Annotated in this window: 15 protein-coding genes; 7 read left to right on the top strand and 8 right to left on the bottom strand. The window is 62.2% G+C overall.

The window, feature by feature from the left end; translation table 11 throughout:
- Positions 1-17: 17 nt before the first annotated feature.
- Positions 18-2,858: a class I adenylate cyclase gene (locus tag K5Q02_RS06685; RefSeq protein WP_225837604.1), complete on the top strand. Its 2,841-nt coding sequence runs from the start codon at positions 18-20 to the stop codon at positions 2,856-2,858.
- A gap of 192 nt (positions 2,859-3,050) precedes the next feature.
- Here K5Q02_RS06685 and rnk read toward each other — a convergent pair whose 3' ends face one another.
- The 3 genes from rnk to cyaY form a co-directional block, all read right to left on the bottom strand.
- A complete protein-coding gene (gene rnk, locus K5Q02_RS06680) occupies positions 3,051-3,458 on the bottom strand; it encodes a nucleoside diphosphate kinase regulator (protein ID WP_225837602.1) in 408 nt (135 codons plus the stop codon).
- Positions 3,459-3,574: 116 nt separating this feature from the next.
- Complete coding sequence (locus K5Q02_RS24520; protein WP_442963974.1) at positions 3,575-3,703, bottom strand: DUF1289 domain-containing protein; 129 nt, start codon at positions 3,701-3,703, stop codon at positions 3,575-3,577.
- Between the two features lie 67 nt (positions 3,704-3,770).
- A complete protein-coding gene (cyaY, locus tag K5Q02_RS06670; RefSeq protein ID WP_225837598.1) occupies positions 3,771-4,103 on the bottom strand; it encodes an iron donor protein CyaY in 333 nt (110 codons plus the stop codon).
- Positions 4,104-4,285: 182 nt separating this feature from the next.
- Here cyaY and lptM point away from each other — a divergent pair, with 182 nt between their 5' ends.
- The 6 genes from lptM (at position 4,286) to K5Q02_RS06640 (ending at position 8,934) form a co-directional block, all read left to right on the top strand.
- Positions 4,286-4,411 (top strand): LPS translocon maturation chaperone LptM, encoded by a 126-nt coding sequence (gene lptM, locus K5Q02_RS06665; RefSeq protein ID WP_083328585.1) that lies wholly within the window; start codon positions 4,286-4,288, stop codon positions 4,409-4,411.
- Positions 4,412-4,420: 9 nt separating this feature from the next.
- Positions 4,421-5,668, top strand: a complete 1,248-nt coding sequence (gene lysA, locus K5Q02_RS06660) for a diaminopimelate decarboxylase (RefSeq protein WP_225837596.1) — start codon at positions 4,421-4,423, stop codon at positions 5,666-5,668.
- Positions 5,669-5,673: 5 nt separating this feature from the next.
- Entirely contained in the window at positions 5,674-6,504 is an 831-nt protein-coding gene (dapF, locus tag K5Q02_RS06655; protein WP_225837594.1) for a diaminopimelate epimerase, read from the top strand.
- The gene (locus K5Q02_RS06650; protein ID WP_225837592.1) at positions 6,501-7,196 is read left to right on the top strand and encodes a DUF484 family protein; all 696 of its coding nucleotides are present in this window, start codon (positions 6,501-6,503) and stop codon (positions 7,194-7,196) included. The genes dapF and K5Q02_RS06650 overlap by 4 nt, the downstream gene beginning before the upstream one ends.
- Before the next feature lie 140 nt (positions 7,197-7,336).
- Positions 7,337-8,242, top strand: a complete 906-nt coding sequence (xerC, locus tag K5Q02_RS06645) for a tyrosine recombinase XerC (protein ID WP_225837590.1) — start codon at positions 7,337-7,339, stop codon at positions 8,240-8,242.
- On the top strand, positions 8,239-8,934 hold the full coding sequence (locus K5Q02_RS06640) for an HAD family hydrolase (protein ID WP_225837588.1): 696 nt from the start codon (positions 8,239-8,241) through the stop codon (positions 8,932-8,934). The genes xerC and K5Q02_RS06640 overlap by 4 nt, the downstream gene beginning before the upstream one ends.
- 150 nt (positions 8,935-9,084) lie before the next feature.
- Here K5Q02_RS06640 and sutA read toward each other — a convergent pair whose 3' ends face one another.
- From sutA to glnK, 5 genes are all read right to left on the bottom strand, one after another.
- Positions 9,085-9,405, bottom strand: a complete 321-nt coding sequence (gene sutA / locus K5Q02_RS06635; RefSeq protein WP_070885922.1) for a transcriptional regulator SutA — start codon at positions 9,403-9,405, stop codon at positions 9,085-9,087.
- A gap of 76 nt (positions 9,406-9,481) precedes the next feature.
- Complete coding sequence (locus K5Q02_RS06630) at positions 9,482-9,907, bottom strand: secondary thiamine-phosphate synthase enzyme YjbQ (RefSeq protein WP_225837586.1); 426 nt, start codon at positions 9,905-9,907, stop codon at positions 9,482-9,484.
- Between the two features lie 144 nt (positions 9,908-10,051).
- Entirely contained in the window at positions 10,052-11,305 is a 1,254-nt protein-coding gene (locus K5Q02_RS06625; RefSeq protein ID WP_225837585.1) for an ammonium transporter, read from the bottom strand.
- A 118-nt stretch (positions 11,306-11,423) separates the two neighbouring features.
- Positions 11,424-12,740 carry an ammonium transporter gene (locus tag K5Q02_RS06620; protein WP_225837583.1) on the bottom strand — a complete coding sequence of 439 codons (1,317 nt, stop codon included), beginning with the start codon at positions 12,738-12,740 and terminating at the stop codon, positions 11,424-11,426.
- Positions 12,741-12,781: 41 nt separating this feature from the next.
- Entirely contained in the window at positions 12,782-13,120 is a 339-nt protein-coding gene (glnK, locus tag K5Q02_RS06615) for a P-II family nitrogen regulator (protein WP_003096476.1), read from the bottom strand.
- Positions 13,121-13,336 lie beyond the last annotated feature (216 nt).

Here is a 13,336-nt window from a genome sequence, read left to right as displayed (position 1 = left end):
TTCGGCCGAGCCTGAGCATGAAGCGCCACCCGCCCCTACGCCCAGATATTGACGACGGCATTGACCGCAAGGTGCTCACCCAGTTGCGCGCACGCTTCATGCGCATCAATCACGGGCGCCAAGAGCGGGCCATGCAGGCATTATCGAGCCGCCAGCAGCGGGTGCTCACACTTCTGCCACTGTTGTTTCACGTCAATCATCCGCTGCTGCCCGGTTACGTCTCCGCACAGACACCTGCCGGTCTTAGCGGCTTCGAGCCCAGCGCCGAGCTGCTCACCGAGGCACAGCGCCTGACTCGCTCCTTCGCCTACAAACCAGCCCACGGCCCAGCGCCCACGCCAATCCATGGCCTGTTTCTGATGGGCAGCCTTGGTACCGTGGCTCAGGCCGAGCAGAGCGACATGGACCTGTGGCTCTGCCATGCCAGCGACCTTACCGCTGCTGCCCGCGACGAGCTGCGCCGCAAGTGCGACCTGCTGCAAACCTGGGCCGCCAGCCAAGGCACCGAGGCGCATTTCTTCCTGATCGATGCGCAGCGTTTTCGTGCTGGAGAACGCGAAGCGCGACTCACCTCAGACGACTGCGGCACCACTCAACACTTTCTGCTGCTAGACGAGTTCTACCGAACAGCAATCTGGCTGGGTGGCCGCACACCGCTCTGGTGGCTTGTGCCCGCCATCGACGAACACCGCTACGAGCTCTTTACCGCGACCCTGCTGAGCAAGCGCTTCATCCGCGCCGAGGACGTACTCGACCTCGGTCACCTGGCCCATGTGCCTTCCGGGGAATTCATCGGCGCGGGCATGTGGCAGCTGTTCAAGGGCATCGAGTCGCCTTATAAATCAGCGCTCAAGCTACTGCTCACAGAGGTCTACGCCAGTGAGCACCCGCGGGTGGAATGCCTGTCGCTACGCTTCAAACAGTCGGTATACGACGGCTTGCTGGATCTTGACGAGCTCGACCCTTACGTTCTGATCTATCGTCGGTTGGAGGAGTACCTCAAGGCTCGCGGCGAGCCCGAGCGCCTGGAGCTAATGCGCCGCTGTCTGTACCTGAAGGTCAACAAAAAGGTCAGCAAACCGCCGCGTAACCGCGCCAAGAGCTGGCAGCGCCTGTTGCTGGAACGCCTGACCGCCGAGTGGGGCTGGGGCGAACGCCAGTTGGTGATGCTCGACAGCCGCAGCCAATGGAAAGTCCGCCAGGTAAGCGCCGAACGCCGAGCACTGGTCAACGAACTCAATTACAGCTACCGCTTTCTATCCTTATTCGCACGCAACCATGCCGGTGCTGCAGCGCCGGATACCCGTGAACTGGCGGTGCTCGGCCGGCGCCTGTATGCCGCGTTCGAACGTCGGGCCGGCAAGGTGGAGTTCATCAACCCGGGTATCGCTCCGGATCTCGGCGAAGACACCCTGACCCTGGTGTACTGTTCCACGTCGAAGGGCAGCCACTGGGCGCTGTTCAACGGCAGCCTTGGTTCTCAGGAGTGGCTCGACTTCGCACCGCTGCGACAAGCCCGTAGCCTGATCGAACTGCTTGCCTGGGGCCACCGCAACGGCGTCATCGACAGCGGTACGCACCTGTCACTGCACCCAAACGACAGCGACCTCAGCGAATTCGAACTCAGCAACCTACTCACCAGCCTGGCGCAGACGCTGCCCATGCCGCTGGACAGCGTGCCGGAAAGCGCCCTGCTGCGCGCGCGACAACCTAGAGAAGTGCTATTGCTGGTCAACGTCGGCGTCGACCCGCTAAAACAGCACAGTCAGATGAATGTGCACATGACCAGCGAGCGCACGGATCCGCTGGGTTACTCCGGCGTGCGTGAGAACCTGGTGTTGACCCTTGACCTGATCACCCTCAACAGCTGGAACGAGCTCTTGGTGGAGCGCTACGAAGGCCCCAATGCCCTGCTCGACTGCATTGCCGGCCTGCTCAACACGCTGCCTGCCAATGGCGATCGTCCCACCCTGCATGTGCGCTGTTTCTGCCGCAATCGCGCGGTGGCCATCGCCGAGCGTGTAGAGAACCTGCTACGCGAGCTGATCGCCAGTTTCGACAGCGGCGAGCGACAGCGCTATCTGCTGCAAATCACCCGGCGTTATCACCTGCTCGAATTGACGCCTGGCCAGGTTCGTCACATCACACTGGATGACCTGCCAGCGCTGCTCGAACACCTGGCCCAGGATCGTATTGAGTACACCCCCCTGAGGCTCGACCGTAACGCCCTAGAAGGCGAGGATCTGGCGCTGATTCTCAGCGCGGCCCGGCCCGCCTGCATTCAAGTTTTCTATCGTCTGTACGAAGCGGGTACCCAGGCGCAAATCACTGTGCTCGACGAGCATGGCGCGGTGTGGCGCACTCAGGCAACCTTCCATGACGAAGCCAGCCTGCTGGCCCCCCTGCAGCGTTTTCTGCAATCGCTGCTGTACCGGCGCAACGCCACGCTCGCCCTGGAAAGCCCACAGACACCGCTAGAGATCATCTACCAGCAGTTGCAGCCCGCCGCGCCACTACGCGCCCAGCGCCTCGAGCAACGCCCCGCGCCACTGACACAAGTGAGCCAGCCGTTTTACGACGTGCAGGCAATCGTCGAACCCGGCAGCGGCCAGCGCGCCTACATCAGCCTGTACTGCAACCACCGGGAATTCTCCGAACTCGAATACGGCGACAACCTGTTCAGCGCCGTCGCCCGGCATATCCTCGCCCTGCGCAGCGAGGCAGAGCGCTACCCCTGCTACATCACCGACCTGGATCTTTCCGCTCTGCTGGGCGACCGGCAGCCGTCGGTGGTGCACTACTTGCGCTACAAAGCCAGCCTGGAAGAGGCACTGAACAATGCCCTGCGTGCTCTTTAACGCTGATCGGCGTCAGCCACCAGCCAGCGGTGCAACGCCTGTTCGAGCGCAGCATTGATCTTCAGGAGTGTGGAGCGGCATGCAGGCCGGTAGAGCGGGGACTCGCGACGGCCTGAGCAGATTCCCGGGTCGCGACACTCGACCCGGGTCATGGAGCGCTGACCCGTTACGAGTCAGGCGAAGAAGGCAGCCTTAACGGGCGTATTCGCCTGCCGCTTCCGGCTGATATTCCACCGCCAGCAGCGTCAGTTTGAGCTGCTTGCCGCCCGGTGCAGGCCAGTCGATATGCTGGCCGACGCTGAGCCCCAGCAAGGCAGTGCCAACCGGTGCGAGGATCGATACCTTGCCTTCACCGCCAGCATCCTGGGGATAGACCAGGGTAAGGTGATAGTCCTTGCCGCTGCCTTCCTCGCGGCAATGCACGCGCGAGTTCATGGTCACCACGCCTGACGGCACCTGATCGTGGCCGACCACCTCCGCTCGATCCAGTTCGGCCTGCAAGGCTTCGGCAGTCGGGCCGAAATCGTCGAGGCTGTCGAGCAATTGCTCCAGGCGCTGCAGATCGAGGCGGGTAATGGTGATGGTCGGTGTGCTGGCCATGGTGCGGGCATATCTCCTTTGCTGGACGCCAAAAAAGCAAAACCCCATCGAGACGACGGGGTTTTGCACAGGTTGAGCCGACCGTAACACAGCCACCCAAATAAACAAGGGCAGCCTCAGCCCAGCATCAGACGCTCTTCGGCCAAAGCCCGAATGGCCAGGCGACGCCCATCATCGGCGTTACCCCACTCGAGAATTTCCGCCATCAGACGCCCACAACCCAGGCACCTGTCAGCCTCGTTCAAGCAGCAGCGCCGCACACAAGGAGACGCAATGGGCGAATGAGCCAAGGGCCGATCAGCCGCAACGCTTTCAGATTTCATCGAAATCAAGGTTGGCGCCGGACTGTTCAGCAACGATGCGATCAAGCATCTCGCTCAGCAGCTCGTCGCTGGTGTCGCATATCCAGCGCTGGTTGTCCTCTTCATAATCGAAGTGGAAGCCACCAGAGCGGGCCGCCAGCCATAGCTGACGCAGCGCAGGCTGACGGCTGAAAATCAGCTGCGAGCCATTTTCGAAGCGCACCGTCAGCACGCCAGCGGAGTTTTCCAGATCGAGATCCAGATCGCTGTCGTCGAAGATGTCTTCCACCGCCTGCTGCACGGCATCGACCAGGTCGTGGAAACGGGCTTCGGTCAAACTCATTGCACTTACCTCATGAAAGATTCAGCAACATCGTACGCAAAAGAAGGAACCGCCGCGCCCCATTCGGCGCGCGCCAGTATGCCAGGGCAAAGCCCCGCCGGACGGGAACCCCACCGCATAGGCAACATGCCGGGGGGTCGGTATACTCAGGGGCAATTATGCTTTATTACAAGGATTTGACCATGAAGCGGCTGTTCACTGCCCTCATCGCGCTCGTCGCCGTCACCACCCTGCTCAGTGGCTGTGGCCAGAAAGGCCCACTGTACCTGCCGGATGATACCCAGTCCGCACCTGCGCAAGATCAATAAGGACGGCTCATGAACACCTTCGAATACCGCGACGGCTCGCTGTTCGCGGAAGGTGTGGCGTTGTCCGCCGTTGCCCAGCGCTTCGGTACGCCCACTTACGTCTACTCGCGCGCTCACATTGAGGCGCAGTACCGCGCCTACGCCGACGCGCTGGCCGGCATGCCGCACCTGGTGTGTTTCGCCGTCAAGGCCAACTCCAACCTCGGTGTACTGAACGTACTGGCGCGCCTGGGCGCGGGCTTCGACATCGTTTCGCGCGGTGAACTGGAGCGTGTGCTGGCCGCTGGCGGCAGTGCCGACAAGATCGTCTTCTCCGGCGTCGGCAAGACCCGTGACGACATGCGTCGTGCCTTGGAAGTGGGCGTGCACTGCTTCAACGTCGAGTCCACCGACGAGCTGGAGCGCCTGCAACAGGTCGCCGCCGAACTCGGCAAGACCGCGGCGATCTCCCTGCGCGTCAACCCGGATGTGGACGCGGGCACTCACCCGTACATTTCCACCGGTCTGAAAGAAAACAAGTTCGGTATCGCCATCGCCGATGCCGAAGCGGTCTATGCCCGCGCCGCGGCGCTGCCCAACCTGTCCGTGGTCGGCGTCGATTGTCACATCGGCTCGCAGCTGACCAGCCTGCCGCCGTTCCTCGATGCGCTCGACCGCCTGCTGGTACTGGTCGACCGCCTTGCCGAGCAGGGAATCCACCTTCGTCACATCGACCTGGGCGGCGGCCTTGGCGTGCAATACCGCGATGAGCAACCACCACTGGCCGGTGACTACATCCAGGCGGTGCGCCAGCGCATCGAAGGTCGTGACCTGGCACTGGTGTTCGAGCCGGGCCGCTTCATCGTCGCCAACGCCGGCGTGCTGCTGACCCGCGTGGAATACCTCAAGCACACCGAGCACAAGGATTTCGCCATCGTCGACGCGGCGATGAACGACCTGATCCGCCCGGCCCTGTATCAGGCCTGGATGGAAGTGGTGCCGGTGCAGCCGCGCGATGGCGCCAGCCGTCAGTACGACATCGTCGGGCCGATCTGCGAAACCGGTGATTTCCTCGCCAAGGAACGCGATCTGAGCCTGGCCGAAGGTGACCTGCTGGCCGTGCGCTCGGCGGGTGCCTATGGCTTCGTGATGAGCTCCAACTACAACACCCGCGGCCGCGCCGCCGAGGTGATGGTGGATGGCGAACAGGCCTTCGAGGTGCGTCGGCGAGAAACTCTGGACGAACTCTTCGCGGGCGAAAGCCGCCTGCCGGAGTGATGCCGATGTTATTGCGATTTACCAAGATGCATGGCCTGGGCAACGACTTCATGGTCCTCGACCTGGTCAGCCAGCATGCCCATATCCAGCCCAAGCATGCCAAGCAGTGGGGCGATCGCCACACCGGCGTGGGCTTCGATCAGCTGCTGCTGGTCGAGCCGCCGCAGCATCCGGACGTGGATTTCCGTTACCGCATCTTCAATTCCGACGGCAGCGAAGTGGAACAGTGCGGCAATGGTGCGCGCTGTTTCGCCCGCTTCGTGCTGGACAAGCGCCTGACGGTGAAGAAAACCATCCGCGTGGAAACCAAGGGCGGCATCATCGAGCTCCAGGTACGCGCTGATGGCCTGATCACCGTGGACATGGGTGCGCCGCGCCTGGTGCCCGAGCAAATCCCTTTCCAGGCCGACGCCGAAGCCCTGAGCTACGCCGTCGAGGTCGACGGCAAGGCTCACGAGCTGGCAGCGGTATCCATGGGCAACCCCCATGCCGTGCTGCGTGTCGATGATGTCGACAGCGCGCCGGTGCACGAACTGGGGCCGAAGCTGGAGCATCATCCGCGCTTTCCACAGCGGGTGAACGTCGGTTTCCTGCAGATCGTCGACCGCCAGCGCGCACGCCTGCGTGTCTGGGAACGTGGCGCCGGGGAAACCCAGGCCTGCGGTACCGGTGCGTGCGCCGCAGCTGTCGCCGCGATCCGCCAGGGCTGGATGGACTCACCCGTCCAGCTGGAACTGCCGGGCGGCAAGCTGACCATCGAGTGGGCAGGCCCTGGCCAGCCGGTTATGATGACCGGCCCCGCCGTGCGCGTGTACGAAGGACAGGTTCGTTTATGACTGACCAGCAGAATTCGCCCAAGCCCCTGGATTCGGAAACGGTCGCTGCCTACCTGCGCCTACACCCCGAATTCTTCATCGACCACGATGAGCTGATCCCCGAACTACGCATTCCTCATCAGCGCGGCGATACCGTGTCGCTGGTCGAGCGTCAGGTCAAACTGCTGCGCGAGCGCAACATCGAGATGCGCCAGCGCCTGTCGCACCTGATGGACGTGGCACGCGACAACGACCGGCTGTTCGACAAGACCCGCCGCCTGATCCTCGACCTGATGGACGCCAGCAGCCTCGAAGAAGTGGTCAGTTGCGTAGAAGACAGCCTGCGCCGCGAGTTCCAGGTGCCCTTCGTGGGGTTGATCCTGTTCAGCGACACACCGCTGCCCGTTGGCCGTAGCGTCAGCAGTGCGGAGGCCCACCAGGCCATCGGCGGCCTGCTGGCTGGCGGCAAGACCATCTGCGGCGTACTGCGCGAGCACGAGCTGAACTTCCTGTTCGGCGACGCGGGCGCGGACGTCGGCTCGGCGGCGGTGGTCGGTCTTTCCTATCAGGGCCTGCATGGCGTGCTGGCGATCGGCAGTGCCGATTCGCAGCATTACAAGAGCTCTCTGGGCACGCTGTTCCTAGGTTATATCGCCGAAGTCCTATCGCGGGTGTTGCCACGGTTCTCCACCCCGCTGCGCTCGGTCAGGTAATACCCAGATATTCGGAGCACACAAAGGTCGGACTGTAAGCTTCACGCCCGAGCACTCGATGGGTTACGCGGCGCACGAATGCCTGAAGACACGAAGGCCTTGTACCAGGCGCCGCTAACCCATCCTACGGAGTTTTTAGCGTGAAGCTTGCCGCCGACCTTGAGGCCTATCTCGAACACCTGCGCAGCGAGCGCCAGGTGTCTGTCCACACCCTGGATGGCTACCGCCGCGACCTCAGCAAGCTGCTCGCCTATTGCGAGAAGGAACAGCTTACCGAGTGGGCCGCCCTGGATACCTCACGCCTGCGTCGCCAGGTGGCTCGCCTGCACATGGAAGGTCAGTCGGCACGCAGCCTCGCACGCCTGCTTTCGGCCACTCGCGGCCTCTATCGCTACCTGATCCGTGAAAAGCATTGCCGCCACGACCCCGCCAGCGGCCTGACACCGCCCAAAGGCGAACGCAGGCTGCCAAAGGTGCTGGATGTGGATCGCGCCAGCCAATTGCTCGATGGCGCCCAGGAAGACGATTTAATCGCCCGCCGCGATCACGCGATGCTCGAGCTGTTCTATTCCTCGGGGCTGCGCCTGTCGGAACTGGTCGCGCTAAATATCGACGGCCTCGACCTGCCTGCAGGCTTGGTGCGAGTGGTCGGCAAGGGCAACAAGGTGCGTGAGCTGCCGGTCGGCAGCAAGGCCCGTGAAGCCATGGAGCAATGGCTGCCTCTGCGCGCCCTGGCCAACCCGGCGGATGGCGCGGTATTCATCAGCCGCCAGGGGCGACGCATCGGCGCCCGTGCGGTGCAGCTGCGGGTTCGCCAGGCAGGTATCAGCGAGTTGGGTCAGCACATCCATCCGCACATGCTGCGTCACTCCTTCGCCAGCCATATGCTCGAATCCTCCCAGGATCTGCGTGCGGTACAGGAGCTACTGGGCCATGCCGACATCGCCACCACGCAGATCTACACCCACCTGGACTTCCAGCACCTGAGCAAGGTCTACGACAGCGCTCATCCACGGGCCAAACGCAGCAAGGAACAGGACTCATGAGCATCCGTCTGGTCACCTTCGACCTCGATGACACCCTGTGGGACAACCGCCCGGTGATACTGGGTGCCGAGACCGCCATGCGTGACTGGATCAGCGCCCACGCACCGCGCCTGGCAAGCCAGCCGGTGGATTACCTGGGGCAGACCCGCGGTCGCCTGCTGGAGGCCGAGCCTAGCCTGAAGTATCGCCTTAGCGAGCTGCGCCGCCGCACCCTGCGTCACGCCCTGGAAGGTGTCGGTCATGCTCCCGACGAAGCCCAACACCTGGCCGAAGGCGCCTTCCAGGCCATGCTCGAAGCGCGGCACGCGATCACCTTCTTTGCCGATACCGTCGCCACACTGGAGCAGCTAGCCAACCAGTACCATCTAGGCGTGATCACCAACGGTAACGCCGACGTACGCCGCCTGGGGCTGGCCGACTACTTCAGCTTTATCCTCTGCGCCGAAGAGCTGGGCGTCGGCAAACCCGATCCCAAACCATTCCAGGAAGCGCTCAGCCGCTCCGGCATGCACGCCGAACAGGCTGTGCATATTGGTGATCATCCGGGTGACGATATCGCCGGCGCACGCGCAGCAGGCTGGCGCGCGGTGTGGTTCAACCCCCAAGGCAAGGCCTGGGATGGCGACGACGAGGCCGACGCGCAGATCCGCAGCCTCAGCGAGCTACCGGCACTGCTGCAACGCTGGGCGTAGTGTTGGTGGGCTAAAGCCCACCCTACAGGGGTGATTGTCGCAGGGTGGGCTTCAGCCCACCAATCGCATGTTCAGCAGCGCATTCTCGGCGACCAAAAAGCAAAAGCCCGCCTGAGAAGGCGGGCTTTTTCGTGTGCAACCGGCTTTGCCTCAGATGGGGCGACTGCCGTATTTGCTGTCTGGCTTCTTGGGCGGATCGGAAACCACGTTGGGCTCCACTTCCTGCACCTTGCCACCACGGGAGAGGAACTCTTCCATGGCGCGAGCCAGTGCATCGCGTTCCTTCTGCTTGGCTTCGACACTCGGCAGCTCTTCAACTTCGACAGCCTTCTTCGCTTTGCCCTTGGCGGGCGCCGCGCTATCGGACTCGCTGTCGTCATCGGCTACATCACCATCCGCGGCCGCCAGCTCCTCGCCGTCGTCCTCGTCTGCGCCTTCCAGCTCGTCTTGTTCCAGTTCTTCGTCGCTCATGTTCAGCCTCATGACTTGCGAAAAGCAGGTTAGTTATAGCCCAGTCGTCCAACGTTGCCGAACGCCTGGAAAAAATTCAATTTGCCGTACCTTGCAAGGTCGCCAACACTCGACGCGCACCACCCTGCTCACGGTGCTCGCCCAGGTAAATCCCTTGCCAGGTGCCCAGTGCCAGACGCCCATTACTCACGGGCAGCTGCAACTGAACGCCCAACACGCTCGACTTGAAGTGCGCAGGCAGATCGTCCGGGCCTTCGTCGCAGTGCTCATACCCCGTTGCGTCCTCAGGGACGAGACGGCGAAAAAAGCGCTCGAAGTCACGGCGTACCGCCGGGTCGGCATTCTCGTTGACGGTCAGTGACGCCGACGTGTGCTGCAGCCACAGGTGTAACAGACCTACCCTGTAGCTCGCCAGTTCCGGTAACGCATCCTGCAACTCATCGGTTACGAGGTGAAAGCCTCGTGCCCGTGGACGCAAGCTGATCAGCCGTTGCTGCCACATATCGTCGTCCTCTTTTCAACGGGCGCATTCTAGCGCGCCGTAGAAAAAAACAAAGGGCGCCTGAGCGCCCTTTGCGATTGTTCGACCATCATTTTTCGTGATGAGGTGCTGGAAGGCCGAAACCTTCAGCCCAGGTCGATCAGATCACTTCTTGTTGGTGAACTCGGGATAGGCTTCCATCCCGCACTCGACCAGGTCGACACCTTCGTATTCCTCTTCCTCGGATACCCGCAGGCCAACCGTTACCTTGATGATGCCCCAGACGATCAGGCTGGCAATGAACACCCAGGCGAAGATGCTGGCGATACCCAGCAGCTGTGCGCCAAGGCTGGCGTCGCTATTGGTCAGGCAGACGGCCAGGGTGCCCCAGATACCGGCAGCGCCGTGTACGGAGATGGCACCGACCGGATCGTCGATCTTGATCTTGTCGAAGCCGAGGATAGCGAACACCACCAGCACACCACCGACACCACCGATCAAGGTGGCCTGCAGCGCAGTCGGGGTCAGCGGTTCGGCGGTGATCGACACCAGGCCAGCCAACGCACCGTTGATGGCCATGGTCAGGTCAGCCTTGCCGAACAGGATGCGCGCTACGATCAGCGCAGCGATCAGGCCACCAGCAGCGGCCATGTTGGTGTTGACGAACACCTGAGCGACGGCGTTGGCGTCTTCGATGGTGCTCATCTTCAGCTGCGAGCCACCGTTGAAGCCGAACCAGCCCATCCACAGGATGAACATGCCCAGGGTAGCCAGCGGCAGGTTGGCGCCCGGGATGGCGTTGATCTGGCCATTGGCGCCGTACTTGCCCTTACGCGCACCGAGCAGGATCACACCGGCCAGAGCGGCCGCAGCGCCCGCCATGTGTACGACACTGGAACCGGCGAAATCGAGGAAACCGGCTGCGTCGAGGAAACCGCCGCCCCATTTCCAGAAGCCCTGAACCGGGTAGATGATCGCGGTCATGACCACCGCGAAGGCGATGAACGACCACAGTTTCATGCGCTCGGCCACGGCACCCGACACGATGGACATGCAGGTAGCAGCGAACACGATCTGGAAGAAGAAGTCCGAACGTGCGGCGTAATAGGGGGCGTCTTCGCCACCGGCCAGCACGGACTCGACGCTGTTCTCGTCACCGATCAGAAAGCCGAAGTTCGGCAGGATGCCGCCTTCAGGGCTGGAGTACATGATGTAGTAGCCGATCAGCAGATACATGATGCAGGCGATGGCAAACAGGGCCACGTTCTTGGCGAGAATCTCGGTGGTGTTCTTGGCGCGTACCAGGCCTGCTTCGAGCATGGCGAAGCCCGCCGCCATCCACATCACCAGGGCGCCACAAATCAGGAAGTAGAAGGTATCGAAACCGTACTGCAGTGCAGTCAATGCTGTGTTGTCCATTATTCATTCACCTCTGGCCGTTGCGCTTTTAGCAGCGCTGTTCGGTCGAGGCGCCCGGGTTGGCTCCGGGCGCACTCCGTGTGCTTTGGGCCCGCCGCAAGCAGCGGGCCCCTGATACTTACAGGATGTAGCCACGCTCGTTGTGCTGAGCCAGGTCGAGGCCGACCGACTCTTCTTCTTCAGTGACACGCAGCCCCATCACCACATCGATGACCTTGAGGATCACGAAGGTCACGATGGCGGTGTAGATCACGGTAAAGGCGACGCCTTTGAACTGGATCCACAGCTGCAGGCCGATGTTCTCGACTTCGCCGAAACCGCCCAGGGCAGGTGCTGCGAAGATACCGGTCAGCAGCGCGCCGACGATGCCGCCCACGCCGTGTACGCCGAAGACGTCGAGGGAATCGTCGTAGCCCAGCTTGCGCTTGAGGCTGGTGGCGCAGAAGAAGCAGATCACGCCAGACGACAGACCGATGATCATCGCGCCCATCGGGCCGACGGTGCCGGCAGCAGGGGTGATGGCAACCAGACCTGCGACCACACCGGAGGCGATGCCCAGAGCACTTGGCTTACCGTGTGCGACCCACTCGGCGAACATCCAGCTCAGGGCAGCAGCAGCGGTAGCGATCTGGGTAACCAGCATGGCCATGCCAGCGGTCTGGTCAGCGGCAGCAGCGGAGCCGGCGTTGAAGCCGAACCAGCCGACCCACAGCATCGCAGCACCGATCAGGGTGTAACCCAGGTTGTGCGGCGCCATGGCCACGCTCGGGAAACCCTTGCGCTTGCCGAGCACGATGCACGCCACCAGGCCAGCGATACCGGCGTTGATGTGCACCACGGTGCCGCCAGCGAAGTCCAGCACGCCCCAGTCCCACATCAGTGCACCGTCGCCGCCCCAGACCATGTGCGCGATTGGCGCATAGACCAGGGTGAACCATACGGTCATGAACACCAGCATCGCCGAGAACTTCATGCGCTCGGCAAAGGCACCGACAATCAGTGCAGGGGTGATGATGGCGAAGGTCATCTGGAAGGTGACGAACACGCTTTCCGGGAAGGCCGCGGTCAGCGATTCCTTGGTCAGGTTACCGAGAAACATGTTGCCCAAACCGCCCACGAAGGAGCTGAAGTTGGTCACACCAGCTTCCATCCCGGTGGTGTCGAACGCCAGGCTGTAGCCGTAGGCGAACCACAGGAGGCTCATCAACGCGGTAATGGCAAAGCACTGCATCATCACCGAGAGGACGTTCTTGGAACGCACCATGCCTGCGTAGAACAGCGCCAGACCGGGGATGGTCATGAACAGCACCAAAGCAGTGGCGGTCAGCATCCAGGCGGTGTCACCGGAATTCAGCGTCGCCTCCTGAGCCATGGCCAAGCCTGGGAAAAACAGGGACGAAAGGGCTCCGAGCCCTGCGACTTTTCGCAGAGTCATGATTTAACTCCTGGGACGATTTGGGGGGTGGGGGGCGGAGCTTAGATCGCGTCGGTATCGGTTTCGCCGGTACGGATGCGGATCGCCTGCTCTAGGTTTACAACGAAAATCTTGCCGTCACCGATCTTGCCGGTGTTGGCAGCCTTGGTGATTGCTTCGATGACACGATCCAACTGATCGTCGGCGATGGCCACATCGATCTTCACCTTGGGCAGGAAGTCGACGACATATTCGGCACCGCGGTACAGCTCGGTGTGACCTTTCTGACGACCGAAGCCTTTCACTTCGGTCACGGTGATGCCTTGCACCCCGATTTCCGATAGCGACTCGCGGACGTCGTCCAGCTTGAACGGCTTGATGATGGCAGTGACTAGTTTCATGAAACTCTCTCCCGTGTAAGGTGGACTTGCCCCAGGAATTATTACCCCGCTGCAAGTCTAAGCTCAGTGTCTGGCTTTTGTATGCACCGGTTGCCAAGACAGGCTGATCCGATACCACCAACTGCTCCCGGCGAAACATTCCCCGCCCGCACGATACAACCGAACCGCATCGGTGCATGGGTCAGTAGCGACTAAGCAGAAAGCTTGCCAATAACG

The sequence above is a fragment of the Pseudomonas sp. MM211 genome (assembly GCF_020386635.1).
In the GTDB taxonomy this organism is placed as follows: domain Bacteria; phylum Pseudomonadota; class Gammaproteobacteria; order Pseudomonadales; family Pseudomonadaceae; genus Aquipseudomonas.
Note: the sequence above shows the minus strand (reverse complement) of the source record. Positions and strands in the feature narration are given on the sequence as shown.